Here is a 15,833-nt window from a genome sequence, read left to right as displayed (position 1 = left end):
CATGCATCCGCAAATGTTGCGGCTGGCGGGATAGACGTTTCCGCGAAATCGGGGAAAAGTGCCGCGCGCGAAAAATTGAGAGGATGATGCCATGACCGATCCGACCCGCCTGCCCGCCGATGGAATTTTCATCGGCCGCGCCAAGACCAGCGCCGCTTCCCATCCGCTGGTGGTGACGGTGCGGGACGGCGAGGTGATCGACATTACCTCGAGCGCGGCGCCTACGGTGCGCGATCTTTGCGAGTTGAAGGATCCGGCTGACTATCTGCGCTCGGCCAAGGGCAAGGCGATCGGCGCGCTGGAAGAGATCGCGGCGAACAGCTTCGAGGCCAAACGTGACGCCGGGAAGCCGATCCTGCTGTCGCCCGTCGACCTGCAGGCGGTGAAGGCCTCCGGTGTCACCTTCGTCGTCAGCCTGCTCGAGCGCGTCATCGAGGAGCAAGCGCGCGGTTCGGCCGAAAAGGCCGACGCCATCCGAGCCGACATTACCGGGCTGATCGGCCACGATCTGTCGAAGCTCAAGCCCGGCTCGCCGGAAGCGATGGAGATCAAGGCCAAGCTGATCGCGCGCGGCGCCTGGTCGCAATATCTCGAAGTGGGCATCGGCCCCGACGCCGAGATCTTCACCAAATGCCAGCCGATGGCTTCCGTCGGCTTCGGCGCCGATGTCGGGCTGCATCCCGTCTCCACCTGGAACAATCCGGAGCCCGAGATCGCCATGATCGCCGACAGCTCGGGCCGCATCGTCGGCGCCACGCTCGGCAACGACGTCAATCTGCGCGACGTCGAAGGGCGCTCGGCGCTGCTCCTCGGCAAGGCCAAAGACAACAACGCTTCCGCTTCGCTCGGGCCATTCATCCGGCTGTTCGACGAGACGTTTTCGATCGCGGACGTGAAGCGCGCCACGGTGCGGCTCAACGTCGATGGCGAGGACGGCTTCTCGCTGGAGGGCGCGAGCTCGATGGCCGAGATCAGCCGTTCGCCGGAAGAGCTGGTCAAGGCGGCGATGGGACCGCACCACCAATATCCGGACGGACTCGCGCTCTATCTCGGCACCATGTTCGTACCCTCGAAGGATCGCGGCGAGAAGGGCAAGGGTTTTACCCACAAGGTCGGCGACATCGTCACCATCTCTTCGGAAAAGCTCGGCGCGCTGGTCAACCGCGTACGGCTGTCGCCGGACTGCCCGCACTGGACCTACGGCGCCAGCCATCTGATGCGCGACCTGGCCAAGGCGGGGCTGATCTAACGCCGCACCGAAGGGCGGTTGCTTGGAGGCCAATCCGTGCAGCGGATGGTCGATGGCGCCGCTTGCCCAATGAATATCACCGCAGCTGATGCAATCTGATGGGATTGCTGATGGCGCGCGCGCCTGTGCCAACATCCATTGGCGATGGAGGCTTGCCACTGCCTGAAAAAGAGAATGCTCTAGACGTTCCGGTCGGCGCGGGCAGGAGATGCGGCCAAGGTCGCGTCGCGCCGATCCAGGAGGAGAGTTCAACATGGGAGGAAATCGAATGCTTTCGCGGCTAAGACTGCTCGTGCTTGGCTTGATCGCGGCTATCGCCATTCCGGCGATGGCCGAGGCCAAGACGTTCTACTGGATTTCGCATGGCGGCCCGGCCGATCCGGTCTGGACCTACTTCCTGGCCGGCGCCAAGCAATGGGCGAGCGACACCGGCAACCAGGTGAACACCTCGTTCCACAATGGCGATGTGGCGTCACAGCAGGAGGCCGTCCGAGCCGCCATCTCGGCCAAGGCAGATGGCATCGTCACCACCAGCCCCGATCCGGGCAGCCTTGTCGAGATCGTCAAGGAAGCGCGCGCGGCCAACATCCCGATCATCAACTTCAACACGCCCGATCCGAAGGCCAACTTCAACGCCTATGTCGGCGGCGACAATGTCACCTTCGGCAAGCACTGGGCGCAATACCTGGTCGACAAGGGCCTGGTAAAGAAGGGCGACTTCGTCTGGATGCCGGTCGAGGTCCCCGGAGCCACCTATGGCGTACAGGAAGAGGAAGGCATCAAGAGCGTGTTCGGACCCGCCGGCATCACCTATGAGGTGACCGAAGCGACGCTCGACCAGGCCGAAGTGATCAACCGCATGGTCGACTATCTCACCGCCCACAAAGGCAAGGTGAAGGCGATCATCGGCCTCGGCGACCTCGTCACCGGCTCGATCAAGCGCGTCTTCGACCAGGCCGGCGTCAAGCCCGGCGAAATCCCGGTCGTCGGCTGGGGCAACTCGCTCGACACCACGCAGGAAGTGCTGAACGGCTACGTCAATGCCGGGCAGTGGCAGGATCCGCAAGCGACCAGCTATGTGGCGCTTTCGCTGGCCAACATGGCCGCCAGCGGCATTCCTCCGGGCTTCAACGTCATCACCGGCGCGCTCTATGAGAAGGACACCGCCGGCGTCTACGACAAGATCCTGTCCGGCAAATGATCCCTGACATCAACGGTCGCGGCTTTCGGGCCGCGGCCGCTTTCCTGTACCGTCGAGCCCTGCCTGATCGGAGCGGGCTTCAGCCAATCATTCGCGCCGCGGGCTCAATGGAAAACCGTTCCTTCATTCAAAGTTTCATCGCGCGAGCGGAATTCGGTCCGCTGGTGCTGCTTATCGTCGAGCTCGTCGTCTTCTGGGGCATCAATCCCGACTTCCTGTCGCCGCAGAATATCTCGAACATCCTGGCCTTCACCGTCGAGCTCGGCCTGATCGCGCTGGCAATGACCTTGCTGATGACATCAGGCGAGTTCGATCTTTCGGTCGGCTCGCTGTTCGGCTTCTCGCCGGTGCTGATGTGGACGCTCTACAACAGCGGCGTCACCTCGCTGGAAATGGGCCTGCTGATCGCGCTGATCGTTGCTGCCCTGATCGGACTGGTGAATGGCTGGTTCGTCACGCAGCTCAAGATCCCGTCCTTCCTGGTGACGCTCGGCATGCTGCTTGTCGTGCGCGGCTCGGCATTGTTCATCACCGACGGCTTTCCGCAGAGGACCTGGAGCGCGGAAGGCAGCTGGCTGGCGAACATCCTGGTCGGCGATTTCTATGTCGGACCTTTCCGCATCTACGCCTCGCTGTTCTGGTTCATCGGCGCCGCGATCGTGCTCGGCTATGTGCTGACGCAGAGCCGCACCGGCAACTGGATCCAGGCCGCCGGCGGCAATCCAAACGCGGCCCGGGCGCGCGGCGTCAACGTCAGCCGCGTCAAGGTCGGCCTGTTCATCCTGTCGGCGGTGATGGCCTCGCTGGCCGGCGTGATCTCGTCGCTACGCACTTCCGCGGCCAATCCCAACAGCGGCACCGGCTACGAGCTCGAGGTCATCGCCATGGTGGTGATCGGCGGCACGGCGCTGACCGGCGGGCGCGGCACCATCATCGGCACCGTGCTCGGCATCCTGATCCTGCGCGTGATGCGCAACGGCATCGTGCTGATCGGCGTGCCGGGGCTCGCTTACAATATCTTCATCGGCGCGATCATTCTCGGCATGATGGCGCTGCATTCATGGCTCGAACGCCGGCACCATGCGGGGACTTAAGACGATGGCCGAGCCTCTGATCCGCATGACAAACATCCGCAAGTCCTACGGGCGCGTGCAGGCGCTGGTGGACGCCAATTTCCACGTCAATGAAAAGGAGATCGTCGGCCTGCTCGGCGACAACGGCGCCGGCAAGTCGACGCTGATCAAGGTGCTGTCGGGCGCCGTGCCGCTGACCAGCGGCGACATCTTCATCCGCGGCAAGAAGGTCACGCTGCGCAGCACCAGCGACGCCATCGCCCACGGCATCGAGACGATCTACCAGGACTCGGCGCTGGTCACGCAGCTGTCGATCGCGCGCAACCTGTTCCTCGGGCGCGAGCCGATCAAGGCGCCGCGCTTCCTGAACCGCATGGACCAGGACGCAATGAACGCGGTGGCGCGCGACCTGCTCAGGCAGGTCGGCATCACCAAGAACATCCCGCCGACAACACCGATCGGCTCGCTGTCGGGCGGCGAGCGCCAAGCGGTGGCGATCGCGCGCGCCATGCATTTCGACAGCGATCTCATCATCCTCGACGAGCCGACCAACAATCTCGGCGTCGCCGAGACGCAAGGGGTCTTGAGCTTTGTGCGCAGCGCCCGCGATTCCGGCCATTCCTGCATCTTCATCGCGCACAACATCCACCACGTCTTCCAGGTGGTCGACCGCATCGTGGTGATGCGCCGGGGCAAGGTGGTGGCTGACGACATCGATCCGAAAACGACAACGGTCGCCGAGGTCGAGCGCGTCATCACCGGCATGTCGGACAAGGAAATCCGCGACGCGATTTCCGACGGCCCGCAGCAGCATGGCTGAGAGCTGACCGGCAGGCCGATCGGCGGCCGGCAGCCGCTTCACGCCCGCCGCTGGCACAGAATTGCATCAGCGCCTATGACTGGACCCATGAAAGCCACCGTAGCCGATATCGCCCGGAGCTGCGGCCTGTCGACCGCGACCGTCGACCGGGTGCTCAACAATCGCCCGGGTGCAAGCGCTGCCAACCGGCAGCGCGTGCTGGAGGCGGCCAAGCAGCTCGGTTATCTGCCGACGCTCGACCAGGTCGTGCTGCCGTCGAAGCCGGCGCATCTCGAATTCTTCCTGCCGATCGGGTCCAACGCCTTCATGGCCGATCTCGCTTATCACATCGAGGATTATGCCCAGCGCCTGCCCTTGGTCGCGTCCTGCCGCATTCACAATCTTGCCGGCATTTCGCCGGGCGCACTGCAGAGTGCCGTGGAGAACCTGTCGCTCAAGGCCAACGGCGTCGGCGTGATCGCCGTCGACCATCCGCGCACGCGCAACATCCTGCGCGAGCTGGTTGATGCCGGGATCAGGCTGGTCACGCTAATCTCGGATGTGCCGGCCGCGCCCCGCTCGGCCTATGTCGGCATCGACAACCGGGTGGCGGGCCGCACGGCGGCGCTGCTGATGGGCCGCTTCCTCGGTGGCCGTAAGGGACATCTGGCGATGGTGGTCGGCTCGCGCTCCTATCGCGGCCACGAGGAGCGCGAGATGGGCTTTCGTTCGGTGCTCGCCGAAGAATTTCCCGACCTCACGGTCTCAAGCGCGGCCGAAAGCAACGACGAGCCGGACGCCAGCTACCGCGCGACCGTCAAGGCGCTGCACGACGAAACGGATCTGCTCGGCATCTATTGCGTCGGCGCCGGACGCTCCGGCGTGGCCAAGGCGTTGCTCGAGATCAAGCCGCGTTTGAAGCCGGTCTTCATCTGCCACGACCTGACCAGGGAAACGCGCCGCTATCTCGTCGACGATCTTGCCGACGTCGTCATCGACCAGAATGCGCGGCTGATCGCGGAGCAGTCGGTGATCCGTCTGCTCGGCTCCATTGCCTCGTCGGCGCCATACCTGACGAAGAAATTCATCGAGCCGCGGCTGATCTTCAAGGAAAACGTCCCGGCGCAGTAGTGCGGAGCGCGCCCCTCGCTTATTTGTCTGACGATTGATCCCGCAATTCTGCACAGCAGCTATGCAGGTTTCGCAATTGCCGAATCGTTAGGCACCCCGTATTTATCTGGGTGTCGGCCGTCTCCTCCTCCCAGATGTGATGCCGACGCTGAGTGCGGTACACCTCCTCCCGTGCCGTATTCGAAATCGAGCCCGCTGCCACCTCCTCCCGGCAGCGGGCTTTTTCTTTGCGTGCCAAAGGCGGAGGCGAAGCTACCTAATGCTGACCCGATACGCGCCTAGCCTTTCGCCGTCACCAGATTGGAGCTGAGGTCGAAAGCGACCCCCGATCCATCCGCATAAGACTGCAGCACGGGCGCGCTCCCGCTCATGATGTCCTCCACGACGTGCTTGCGTTCCTGATCGGCCATTGCCTTGCCGGCGGCGCTCATGCCGACCAGGGCCATCGTGTTCAACCGCAGGAGAGGCGCCCCGTCCTCAAAGCGTATCCTGCGCGATATTGTCCTTGATCGGACGTCGTGGAAGCCGGCGTCCCGGAGCAGCACCTCGATCTGCGCCGCATTCCCAAAGCTGTGGCGCAGGTCCACCACTGGACCGAGGAGGCGCTCGGCGACGCGGCGGAGATCCCGAAAGAAGGGGATTTCCTCATCGGGGCGCCACGTGGCAACGGCCAGCCGGCCGCCCTGCGCCAGTGCTCGCCGCATCTCCGCCGCCGCAGCGGACTTATCGGGAAAGAACTGCAGCCCTTGTTGACAGACGATCAAATCGAACTGCTCTCCGTCATGGAGGGGCAGTGCACCGGCATTGCCTACGCGCCAATCGATGTCTGGCGCCACGGTGCGCGCGACAGCAAGCATATCTGCGTTGATGTCGATGCCGAGGACATATCCGGCGGCACCGAGCCGTTCCCTGGCAACCCGGGCAACTATTCCCGTGCCGCAGGCGATGTCCAACACACGATGGCCTGGAGACAGCTTCAGTTCTTCGAAGGTCACTTCGGCCCAGGGGCGGAAGAGAGGACCCACGAGCCAGCGCTCATACATCTCCGGAAAACTTGCCTGACCCATCGTCTAGCGCCCGTTTCCGGAACAGCATAACAGAATCAGGACGAGGCGAAGAGATCAGCGCGCCCGGAACGAAGCGATCAGGCTTTCGGCCATGCGCACAAATTGCGCGCTCGGACCTTCGGCGCCGACGCTCTGCATCGAGACGCGCGCGCCTTCGAGCAGCAGCGACAGCGTGTCGGCGAGAAGCTCGGCCTGGCCGATGCCGGCATCGCGGCAAAGCGCGACCAGCTTTTCGCGCTGGGCCTCCTTCAGTTCCTTGATGACGCGCCTTGCCGGGTGATCGGTCTCGGTGAGCTCGACGGCGGCATTGGCCATATCGCAGCCGCGGCTGTCGGCGCTCAGCAGTTCCGACGCCTTTTGGACCCAAGCATGCAACTGGGCGAGCTTGTCGCCGGGATGCTTGGCCTCGAATTCGTCCCAGATCCTCGAAGCCTTCGCCGCCGTTGCGCGCAGGCATTCGACGATCAATTCGTCCTTGGACTCGAAGTGACGATAAAGCGTCATCTTGTTGGTGCCGGCAGCCTCGGTGATGGCGTCGACGCCCACACCCTTGATGCCGTGCTTGTGGAACATGTCCTGCGCCGTCTCCAGGATTCGGTCCCGGGGACGGGAACGCTCCGCAACGCCGTCAGTCATCATGCTCTCCTTTCGTCGTTTCCAAAAAAACCGTCGCCACCTCTTGACTAGGGTGTTACCGGTCTGTAACTTCCAGCATGTTACTTACTGGTAACACCTATATCACTCGCCGTCAAACGACAAGGCCCTCCGATAGCCCTGCCAGAGTGAGATAGGACGCAAAACCTGCCTGTCATGCGGCTTTGGCCGGTGAAGAACGAGAAAAAGCGGTTCGTGATCAAGCGATGCGGACCGAGCAAGGAGCCACTCCTATGCAAAAGCGCAAAGACCTGACGATCGACGAAGCCATCCGGGATCCGATGATCCGGCTGGTGATGAAGGCGGACGGGATCGACCCCAAAGCCTTCGAACGGATGCTGCGCCAGCGCGCGGCTGACCAGGCGCCGGGCAACATCCCGCCATCCTTCCTGCAGGATTCCGGCTCGGGCCGGGCCCGGCGCCTGCGCCATTTCGCAAATCCGTTCGGCGAGGCGTCCGCATCATGGTGAACTTCTTCATCCACCGCCCGATCTTCGCGTCGGCGATCGCCATCATCATGGTGCTCGCCGGTGCGATCGCCTATTTCCTCTTGCCCGTCTCGCAGTTTCCCGACATCACGCCCCCGCAGGTCGTGGTCAGCGCGCACTATCCGGGCGCCAGCGCCCAGGTCGTGGCCGATACGGTCACCACCCCGCTCGAGCAGCAGATCAACGGCGTGCAAGGCATGACCTACATGTCGTCGACGAGCTCGAATGACGGCTCGTCCACCATCACCATCACCTTCGACGTCGGCTATCCGCTGAGCACGGCGGCGGTCGACGTGCAGAACCGCGTCAGCCAAGCGGCATCCTCCCTGCCGGCCATCGTCAACCAGGGCGGCGTGACGATCAAAAAGCAGAACCCCAATTTCGTGCTGATCGTCGACCTCACCTCGCCCGACGGCTCGGTCGATCCGGTGGCGCTGAGCAACCTCGCCTATCTACAGGTGGTCGACCCGCTGAAGCGCCTGCCGGGCGTCGGCGACGTGCAGATCTTCGGCGAGCGCCGCTATTCGATGCGCGTCTGGCTCGATCCGGACAAGCTTGCCAATCTCGGCATCACCGCTGTCGACGTGCAGAACGCCATCGCCGAACAGAACGTGCAGGTGGCGGCCGGCAAGATCGGCCAGTCGCCGGCGCCGGCCGGGACCGCCTTCGAGATGCAGGTCAATGCGGTGGGCCGCCTTAGCGACCCGAAGGAATTCGGCGACATCGTCGTGCGCGCCAATTCGCAGAACGGCTCGCTTGTGCGGCTGCGCGACGTCGCCCGCATCGAGCTCGGCGCGCTGCAATATTCTTCCTCCGCCTTCTTCGGCAAGGACCCGACCGTGGTTTTGGCCGTCTACCAGATGCCGGGCTCCAATGCCCTCGACCTGCAGCAGCGGGTCAAGGACAAGATGCAGGAGCTGTCGAAGCGCTTCCCGAAGGGCGTCAGCTACGCCATGCATTACGACACGACGCGCTTCGTGTCGGCCTCGATGCACGACGTGCTGATCACGCTCGGCGAAGCGCTGGTGCTGGTGGTCGCGGTGGTGTTCATCTTCCTCCAGAGCTGGCGCACCACCATCATCCCGACCATCGCCATTCCCGTCTCGCTGATCGCGACGCTGGCGGTGATGTACATGCTGGGCTTTTCGCTCAACATGCTCTCGCTGCTCGGCATGGTGCTGGCGATCGGCCTCGTCGTCGACGACGCGATCGTCGTGGTCGAGAATGTCGAACGTCAGCTCGAGGCAGGACTCAAGCCGCTGGCCGCTACGCGCGCGGCGATGGCCGAGGTGACCGGTCCGATCATCGCCACCACGGCGGTGCTGATGGCGGTGTTCGTTCCCGTTGCCTTCATCCCGGGCGTCTCGGGCCGGCTCTACAACCAGTTCGCGCTGACCGTGGCGATCTCCGTCGGCATCTCCGCCTTCAACTCGCTGACGCTCTCGCCGGCGCTGAGCGCTGCATTCCTGCGCCATCGCGGCGAGACGCAGTTCGTGCTGTTCCGCTGGTTCAACGCCGGCTTCGACTGGCTGTCACATGCCTATGCGCATGGGGTGCGCATTCTGATCAAGCTGCGCTGGATCATGCTTGGCCTGTTCGCGGCCGGCCTCGTCGCCACCTATTTCGTCTGGCAGAAACTGCCTTCGACCTTCCTTCCCGTGGAAGACCAGGGCTATTTCTTCGTCGTCATCCAGCTGCCCGACGGCGCTTCGCTCGAACGCACCGACGCGGTGGCGCAGAAGGCGCGCGACATCCTGCAATCGACGCCTGGCGTCGACATCGTCGGCTCGATCAGCGGCCTGAACTTCCTGACCAGCGCCGCGCAGTCGAATTCGGCGGTGGAGTTCGCGATCCTGAAACCATGGGACGAACGCGGTCCTGACCAGAGCGCCTCGAAACTGGTCGAGCAGGTGCGCGGCAAGCTTCTGCAGATGCCGGATGCGTTCGCGCTCTCCTTCGATCCGCCGTCGATCCCGGGCATCGGCACCACCGGCGGCTTCGAGTTCCAGGTCGAGGATTTGTCCGGGCGCGGCAGTGCGGCGCTGAACGACGTCACGCAGGCGCTGCTCGCCGAGGCGCGCAAGCAGCCGGAGCTCAACCCGCAGCAGCTGTTCTCATCCTTCTCGACCTCGACGCCGCAGTTCAACTACGACCTCGACCGCAGCAAGGCGAAGCTGCTCGGCCTCAACCTGCCGGATGTCTTCAACACGCTGCAGATCTATCTCGGCTCGCTCTACGTCAACGACTTCAACCTGTTTGGCCGCACCTTCCGCGTGACCATCCAGGCCGACAAGGACGCGCGCGCCGACGCCACCGACATCTCGCGGCTCTATGTGCGCAACGCGTCGGGCGGCATGGTGCCGCTGAGCACGCTGGGCAGACTGGTGCCGATCGTAGGGCCGGAGACCGTGCCGCATTACAACAACAACGCGTCTGCCCTTATCAATGGCGGCGCTGCCCCCGGCTTCTCGTCCGGACAGGCGGTGGCGGCCATGGAGCGGGCGGCGGCGAATGTGCTGCCGCGCGACTTCGGCTACGAATGGACCGGCATCACTTTCCAGGAGCTCAAGGCCGGATCGATCGCCTCTGTCGTGTTCGGGCTGGCGATCGTCTTCGTGTTCCTGATCCTGGCGGCGCAGTATGAAAGCTGGGCGATGCCTTTCATGGTGCTGCTGGCCGTGCCGCTCGCTTTGTTCGGCGCCTTCGTCGTGCTGTTGCTGCGCGGCATGCAGATCGACGTCTACTCGCAAATCGGCTTCGTCATGCTGATCGGCCTGGCGGCGAAGAACGCGATCCTGATCGTCGAGTTCGCCAGACGCCGGCGCGAGGAAGGCTTGACCATCGTCGAGGCGGCGATGGAGGCGGCACGGCTGAGGCTGCGGCCGATCCTGATGACCGCCTTCGCCTTCATCCTCGGCGTGCTGCCGCTGATGTTCGCGACGGGCGCCGGTGCAGCCAGCCGGCAGTCGATCGGCACCACCGTCTTCGGCGGCATGGTGGCGGCGACGATCCTGTCGCTGGTCTTCGTGCCTGTCTTCTACGCCGTGATCGAGCAGTTGCGCGAACGTGGCGAAAGGGAACCTGCCAAGGCGCACGACGATGCGCCTCAGCAAGACGAAATTGAACCGACCGCCGAGCCGGCGCTTCAGCCGCTCGCCCAGGCGGCCGAATAAGATTGGAGATCAATTATGCGTAGATGGAAAATCGCTTTGGGAACGGCCGTCGCGCTCGGCGCGATCTCGGTGGCCAGCGTGCACTTTCTCGACATGGGCAATTTGAGCGGCGGCGCAGCGGGTGCCGCGCCAGCGCCGGCGGCCTTCGTGATGCCGGTGCCGGTGGTGAATGTCGTGAAGAAGACGCTGCCGATCTATCTCGACTACGCCGCGCGGGTGGAGTCGATCCGCAGCATCACGCTGCAGGCGCGCGTGCCGGGCTATCTGCAGGAGCAGACGGCTGCCGACGGCAGCGACGTCAAGCAGGGCGACCTGCTCTACCGTATCGCGCCCGACGACTATCAGGCCGCGCTCGACCAGGCGAAGGCGCAGGTGCAGCGCGATAGCGCGACGCTCGAATATGCAAAATCCAATCTCGGCCGCGGCACCGACCTCGCCAAGGCCGGCTATCTCGACAAGGACAGCTTCGACCAGCGCACCAGCAATCTGCGCGCGGCCCAGGCCGCCCTTGCCGTCGACCAGGCGGCGGTGCGGACGGCCGAGCTCAACCTCGGCTATGCCGAAATCAAGGCGCCGTTCTCGGGACGCATCGGCCGCAACCAGGCTTCGGTCGGCACGCTGGTCAGCGTCGCCGGCACGGTGCTCAACACGCTGGTGCAGCTCGATCCGATCTACGTGACCTTCAATCCGAGCGAGAGCGATCTGGTGCAGATCGAGCAGGCGAAGGCCGCCGGTCCGATCGCCGTCGACGTGCTGTTGCCCGGCGAGACCCAGCCCAGCCAGAAGGGCGAGCTGACCTTCATCGACAACACGATCGACCATTCGACCGGCACGATCACGGCGCGCGCCACCATCGGCAACGCCAAGTTCACGCTGCTGCCTGGACAGTATGTGCGGGTGCGGCTGCATGTGAAGGAACAGCCCAACACACTGATGGTGCCGCAGGTGGCACTGGGTTCCAGCCAGCTCGGCAAATACCTCTATGTCATCGGCAAGGGCAACACCGTCGACCAGAAGCTGGTGTCGCTTGGGCCCACCGACGGCGACCTGATTTCCGTGACCTCCGGCATCTCGGAGACCGACCAGGTGATCACGGGCAATTTGCAGAAGATCGGACCCGGAATGCCGGTTTCTCCCTTGCCGCAACCGAAACCGGCCAGCTGATAACCCCCATCAGTTTCCGGTCCGACGGCGCCCTCGATACCCACGTCGAGGGCGCCGTTTACTATTTGGGGTCAGGCAATTCCGACGCGGAAAGGAACAATCTTCTACGGACGGTCCCTTGTTGGATTGTCGACAACCTGATTGTCTTGCAGCCGGTTCACCGGAATATGACCTGACCTGCAACGGACACAAACGTGAAGATTAAGAGCATCAAGGCCTATCATGTCGTGCAGCCCTTCGTGGACGGACCCTACCGCATGTCCAAGGGGCGGATCGCCGACTGCTTCGACGCGGTGATCGTCGCCATCACGTCGGACAGCGGCGACACCGGCTGGGGCGAGATGGCGCCGCTTGGCAATTTCTACTCGGCCGCGTTTCCCGCAGGCACACGCGCGGGCGTGCCAGAGATCGCGCCGCATCTCATCGGCCAGGATCCACGCGGCCTTGCCGGCATCGGCCGGCTGATGGACACGGCATTCAAGGGCCACCCCTACATCAAGTCGGCGCTCGACATGGCGTGCTGGGATCTTGCCGCCCGCGCCGCCGGCGTGCCGCTGGTGACCATGCTTGGCGGCCGCGAGAGCGAGATGGCCGAGACCTACCGGGTCGTCACCCACGGCACGCTCGATCAGATGGCGGCGCTTGCCAAAAGGATCATCGCCGAAGGCTGCCGGCGCCTGCAGGTCAAGGTCGGCGGCAATGTGCGCGACGACATCGAGCGGGTCTCGGCAGTGGCCGCCGCCGTGCCGAAGGGCACGGTGATCTTCTGCGACGCCAATGCCGGCTGGACGCCTTACCAGGCGCGCCAGTTCGCCGACGCCATGCGCGGCATCGACTACACGTTCGAGCAGCCATGCACGACGATCGAGGAGAACATGTCGGTGCGCCGCATGCTCGACAAGCCGATGGTGCTCGACGAATCCGTCACCTCGCTGGGCGAGATGCTGGAGATCCACCGCCGCGGCGCCGCCGACGGGCTGACGCTGAAGATCTCGCGACTGGGCGGCGTAACGCAGACCCGCCTGATCCGCGACGTCGCGGTCGATCTCGGCTTCATGATCACGGTCGAGGACACCGGCGGCGCCGAGATCGACACAGCGGCCATGGCGCATCTGTCGCTGTCGACGCCGCAGGAGCGCCGGCTGCACGCCATCGCCTTCCACGAATGGGTGACAGTGCGTACGGCCAGGAACGCACCGCCGGTGACCGGCAGCCATATGGGCGTTCCCGACGGACCCGGCCTTGGCATCGACGTGGACCCTGGCCTGCTCGGCAAGCCGTTCTTCGAGATCGGCTGAAGATTAAGATCAGGCGGGTCGAGTATGAGAACGTTGGCGCCAGCGCGCCGTGCTACTCGGCCGCCACGCCCTTCACCTCGAGATAGCTTTCCATGGAATCGTCCAGCGCCTGCAGCCAGGGCGTATGATGGAGCGGCGACATGGTGCCGGTCATCAGCGAGCGGTAGGCGTTGTCGCGGAAGGTCATGATGTTTTCCATCTTGTGGTGCTCCCACTCCATGAAGGTGCGGTTGACCGCCTCGACGTCGAAGCCCGGATAGTCGGTCTGGTCCATCAGCTCCTTGGTGTAGTCGCCCTGGAACCAGATCATCTGCTCGGCGTCTTCGAGGGTCTCTTCCCGGGCACGCCACTTGGCGCTGTGCTCGGCCATCGCCTCGGCGGAGGGCAGCTTGATGCGGCCCATGATGACGTCGCGCGCGTACCAGGCCTGCGCGTCGAACATGTTGAAGGTGTAGAACTGGTCCTGCATGCCGATGTAGAAAAGCTTCGGGTTCTTCTCCCAGACGACGCCTTCATAGAGGTCGAGCGGCCACATCCGGTTGGCGGTCTTGAGCTTGAGGTCGTCGGTGAGGAAGGGGAAGGAATGCAGATAGCCGGTGCACAGGATGATGGCATCAACGTCCTTGGTCGTGCCGTCCTTGAAATGCGCCGTCTTGCCGACGACCTTCTGCAGCAGCGGCACCTCCTTCCAGTTCTCCGGCCATTTGAAGCCCATCGGTTTGGAGCGGTAGCTGGAGGTGATCGATTTGGCGCCGTATTTGTAGCATTGCGAACCGATGTCCTCGGCCGAATAGGAGCGGCCGATGATCAAAATGTCCTTGCCCTTGAACTCCATCGCGTCGCGGAAATCATGGCTGTGCAGGATGCGGCCGTTGAAGGTGGGGAAGCCTTCGAAGAAAGGCACGTTGGGCACCGAGAAATGGCCCGACGCGACGACGACGTTGTCGAATTCCTCCGAATAGGTCACGTCGTTGGTGCGATCATGCGCGGTGACGGTGAATTTCCCGGTCTCGTCGGAATAGGTCACCATGCGCACCGGCGTGTTGAACCGCACCCATTTGCGCACGCCGGATTTCTCGACCCGGCCCTTGATGTAGTCCCACAGCACCGCGCGCGGGGGATAGGAGGCGATCGGCCGGCCGAAATGCTCCTCGAAGGTGTAGTCGGCGAATTCGAGGCATTCCTTCGGGCCGTTCGACCAGAGATAGCGGTACATCGAGCCGTGCACCGGATCGCCATGCTCGTCTAGGCCGGTGCGCCAGGTGTAGTTCCATAGGCCTCCCCAGTCGCTCTGCTTCTCGAAGCAGACGATTTCCGGGATCTCGGCGCCCTTGTCGGCGGCCGACTTGAAGGCCCTTAGCTGGGCCAGGCCTGACGGTCCGGCTCCGATGACGGCGACACGAGATTTCATTGCGGGCCTCCTCCTTTTTGATTTCGACTTTTTCTTAACGCAATTCCGGGCGGAAAACCGTTCGACACTTTTCCTGGAATTGCTCCCACGAAACAAATTTCACTGACAGTGACAGTAATTGGGTCTTTGGTGCTGTCAACAAACATCTGCGGCGGCGGCGTTTGCGTGAAACGGTTTTTGCGCGCAAAGGCGGCGGCGTCACGTTGAAGCAGGCGCGCCCTGCAACCGCTAGCGGCTTGCTGTCGCGGTTGCGCTCTTGTATCGCCACCGAATATGTTCACCTTGAGTGAAATAAATCCGCGAGAGTCGGGGGCGACATGGCGAACAAGAATTCCGGCACCAGGTCCACCGATGCGGCAGCGAAGGGCAAGGCACCGCTAAAGCGCGTTTCGGCGGCCGGGCGCACGATACGCGCGCCGTTGACGCAAAATCCGCACGCCATCCGCGACACGCGCGAGAAAGTGCTGGAAGTGGCGATCGGCCATGAGGTGCGCGCGTTCCGCAAGAAGCTCGGCATCACCGTCGCCGATCTCGCCACCGCCACCGACATTTCGCTCGGCATGCTGTCGAAGATCGAAAACGGCATCACCTCGCCATCGCTGACGACATTGCAGGCGCTGTCGCGGGCGCTGGGCGTTCCGGTGACCGCCTTCTTCCGGCGTTTCGAGGAAGAGCACAGCGCCGTCTTCGTCAAGGCCGGCGAAGGCGTCGATGTCGAGCGCCGCGGCACCCGCGCCGGCCATCAATACAACCTGCTCGGACATATCGGCGCCAACACCAGCGGCGTCGTCGTCGAGCCCTATCTTATCACGCTGACCGAGAATTCGGACGTGTTCCCGACCTTCCAGCATGCGGGCATGGAATTCCTCTACATGCTCGAAGGCGAGGTCGTCTACCGGCACGGCAACAATCTCTATCCAATGAAACCGGGCGACAGCCTGTTCTTCGACGCCGACGCGCCGCACGGCCCGGAAGAGTTGACGCGCCTGCCGATGCGGTATCTGTCGATTATCTGCTATCCGCAAAACAGCGCGGGGTGAGACGTTCTGGTTCCTCGCCCCACGAAAGTGGGGAGAGGTGGCTCGGCGAAGCCGAGACGGAGAGGGGAGCGCCCTACGAAGGCCC

13 protein-coding genes are annotated in these 15,833 nt (G+C 63.7%); 10 read left to right on the top strand and 3 right to left on the bottom strand.

Annotated features, from left to right (window positions below; all coding sequences use genetic code 11):
• The first annotated feature begins 91 nt into the window (after positions 1-91).
• From LB526_RS27790 to LB526_RS27770, 5 genes are all read left to right on the top strand, one after another.
• A complete protein-coding gene (locus tag LB526_RS27790) occupies positions 92-1,249 on the top strand; it encodes a fumarylacetoacetate hydrolase family protein (RefSeq protein ID WP_224630447.1) in 1,158 nt (385 codons plus the stop codon).
• Between the two features lie 268 nt (positions 1,250-1,517).
• Positions 1,518-2,450 carry a substrate-binding domain-containing protein gene (locus LB526_RS27785; protein ID WP_224630480.1) on the top strand — a complete coding sequence of 311 codons (933 nt, stop codon included), beginning with the start codon at positions 1,518-1,520 and terminating at the stop codon, positions 2,448-2,450.
• Between the two features lie 107 nt (positions 2,451-2,557).
• Complete coding sequence (locus LB526_RS27780; RefSeq protein ID WP_224630446.1) at positions 2,558-3,544, top strand: ABC transporter permease; 987 nt, start codon at positions 2,558-2,560, stop codon at positions 3,542-3,544.
• 4 nt (positions 3,545-3,548) lie between these two features.
• Positions 3,549-4,343: an ATP-binding cassette domain-containing protein gene (locus LB526_RS27775; protein WP_224630445.1), complete on the top strand. Its 795-nt coding sequence runs from the start codon at positions 3,549-3,551 to the stop codon at positions 4,341-4,343.
• Positions 4,344-4,430: 87 nt separating this feature from the next.
• On the top strand, positions 4,431-5,453 hold the full coding sequence (locus LB526_RS27770) for a LacI family DNA-binding transcriptional regulator (RefSeq protein WP_224546813.1): 1,023 nt from the start codon (positions 4,431-4,433) through the stop codon (positions 5,451-5,453).
• A gap of 278 nt (positions 5,454-5,731) precedes the next feature.
• Here the strand turns inward: LB526_RS27770 and LB526_RS27765 are convergent, their stop codons facing one another.
• Both LB526_RS27765 and LB526_RS27760 read right to left on the bottom strand, forming a co-directional pair.
• The gene (locus LB526_RS27765) at positions 5,732-6,520 is read right to left on the bottom strand and encodes a class I SAM-dependent methyltransferase (RefSeq protein ID WP_224546794.1); all 789 of its coding nucleotides are present in this window, start codon (positions 6,518-6,520) and stop codon (positions 5,732-5,734) included.
• Positions 6,521-6,574: 54 nt separating this feature from the next.
• Complete coding sequence (locus LB526_RS27760; RefSeq protein WP_140544202.1) at positions 6,575-7,156, bottom strand: TetR/AcrR family transcriptional regulator; 582 nt, start codon at positions 7,154-7,156, stop codon at positions 6,575-6,577.
• 251 nt (positions 7,157-7,407) lie between these two features.
• Here LB526_RS27760 and LB526_RS27755 point away from each other — a divergent pair, with 251 nt between their 5' ends.
• The 4 genes from LB526_RS27755 to LB526_RS27740 all read left to right on the top strand — a co-directional run bounded on the left by LB526_RS27755 (position 7,408) and on the right by LB526_RS27740 (position 13,297).
• Positions 7,408-7,644, top strand: coding sequence for a hypothetical protein (locus LB526_RS27755; protein WP_095768759.1), 237 nt, complete (start codon positions 7,408-7,410; stop codon positions 7,642-7,644).
• Positions 7,638-10,835: an efflux RND transporter permease subunit gene (locus LB526_RS27750; RefSeq protein ID WP_140844217.1), complete on the top strand. Its 3,198-nt coding sequence runs from the start codon at positions 7,638-7,640 to the stop codon at positions 10,833-10,835. The genes LB526_RS27755 and LB526_RS27750 overlap by 7 nt, the downstream gene beginning before the upstream one ends.
• A 15-nt stretch (positions 10,836-10,850) precedes the next feature.
• The gene (locus LB526_RS27745) at positions 10,851-11,999 is read left to right on the top strand and encodes an efflux RND transporter periplasmic adaptor subunit (RefSeq protein WP_140844218.1); all 1,149 of its coding nucleotides are present in this window, start codon (positions 10,851-10,853) and stop codon (positions 11,997-11,999) included.
• A 194-nt stretch (positions 12,000-12,193) separates the two neighbouring features.
• Positions 12,194-13,297 (top strand): mandelate racemase/muconate lactonizing enzyme family protein, encoded by a 1,104-nt coding sequence (locus LB526_RS27740; RefSeq protein WP_224630444.1) that lies wholly within the window; start codon positions 12,194-12,196, stop codon positions 13,295-13,297.
• 52 nt (positions 13,298-13,349) lie between these two features.
• Here LB526_RS27740 and LB526_RS27735 read toward each other — a convergent pair whose 3' ends face one another.
• On the bottom strand, positions 13,350-14,708 hold the full coding sequence (locus tag LB526_RS27735) for an NAD(P)-binding domain-containing protein (protein ID WP_224630443.1): 1,359 nt from the start codon (positions 14,706-14,708) through the stop codon (positions 13,350-13,352).
• 317 nt (positions 14,709-15,025) lie between these two features.
• Here LB526_RS27735 and LB526_RS27730 point away from each other — a divergent pair, with 317 nt between their 5' ends.
• Positions 15,026-15,748 carry a helix-turn-helix domain-containing protein gene (locus LB526_RS27730; RefSeq protein ID WP_095768763.1) on the top strand — a complete coding sequence of 241 codons (723 nt, stop codon included), beginning with the start codon at positions 15,026-15,028 and terminating at the stop codon, positions 15,746-15,748.
• Positions 15,749-15,833 lie beyond the last annotated feature (85 nt).

The organism is Mesorhizobium sp. CA6, from assembly GCF_020165035.1.
GTDB lineage: Bacteria > Pseudomonadota > Alphaproteobacteria > Rhizobiales > Rhizobiaceae > Mesorhizobium.
Note: the sequence above shows the minus strand (reverse complement) of the source record. Positions and strands in the feature narration are given on the sequence as shown.

Coding starts and splice junctions, on each gene's coding strand:
- LB526_RS27745 (WP_140844218.1), top strand. CDS start 10,851: ATGCGTAGATGGAAAATCGCTTTGGGAACGGCCGTCGCGCTCGGCGCG.
- LB526_RS27770 (WP_224546813.1), top strand. CDS start 4,431: ATGAAAGCCACCGTAGCCGATATCGCCCGGAGCTGCGGCCTGTCGACC.
- LB526_RS27750 (WP_140844217.1), top strand. CDS start 7,638: ATGGTGAACTTCTTCATCCACCGCCCGATCTTCGCGTCGGCGATCGCC.
- LB526_RS27790 (WP_224630447.1), top strand. CDS start 92: ATGACCGATCCGACCCGCCTGCCCGCCGATGGAATTTTCATCGGCCGC.
- LB526_RS27755 (WP_095768759.1), top strand. CDS start 7,408: ATGCAAAAGCGCAAAGACCTGACGATCGACGAAGCCATCCGGGATCCG.
- LB526_RS27730 (WP_095768763.1), top strand. CDS start 15,026: ATGGCGAACAAGAATTCCGGCACCAGGTCCACCGATGCGGCAGCGAAG.
- LB526_RS27765 (WP_224546794.1), bottom strand. CDS start 6,520: ATGGGTCAGGCAAGTTTTCCGGAGATGTATGAGCGCTGGCTCGTGGGT.
- LB526_RS27760 (WP_140544202.1), bottom strand. CDS start 7,156: ATGACTGACGGCGTTGCGGAGCGTTCCCGTCCCCGGGACCGAATCCTG.
- LB526_RS27775 (WP_224630445.1), top strand. CDS start 3,549: ATGGCCGAGCCTCTGATCCGCATGACAAACATCCGCAAGTCCTACGGG.
- LB526_RS27780 (WP_224630446.1), top strand. CDS start 2,558: ATGGAAAACCGTTCCTTCATTCAAAGTTTCATCGCGCGAGCGGAATTC.
- LB526_RS27785 (WP_224630480.1), top strand. CDS start 1,518: ATGCTTTCGCGGCTAAGACTGCTCGTGCTTGGCTTGATCGCGGCTATC.
- LB526_RS27735 (WP_224630443.1), bottom strand. CDS start 14,708: ATGAAATCTCGTGTCGCCGTCATCGGAGCCGGACCGTCAGGCCTGGCC.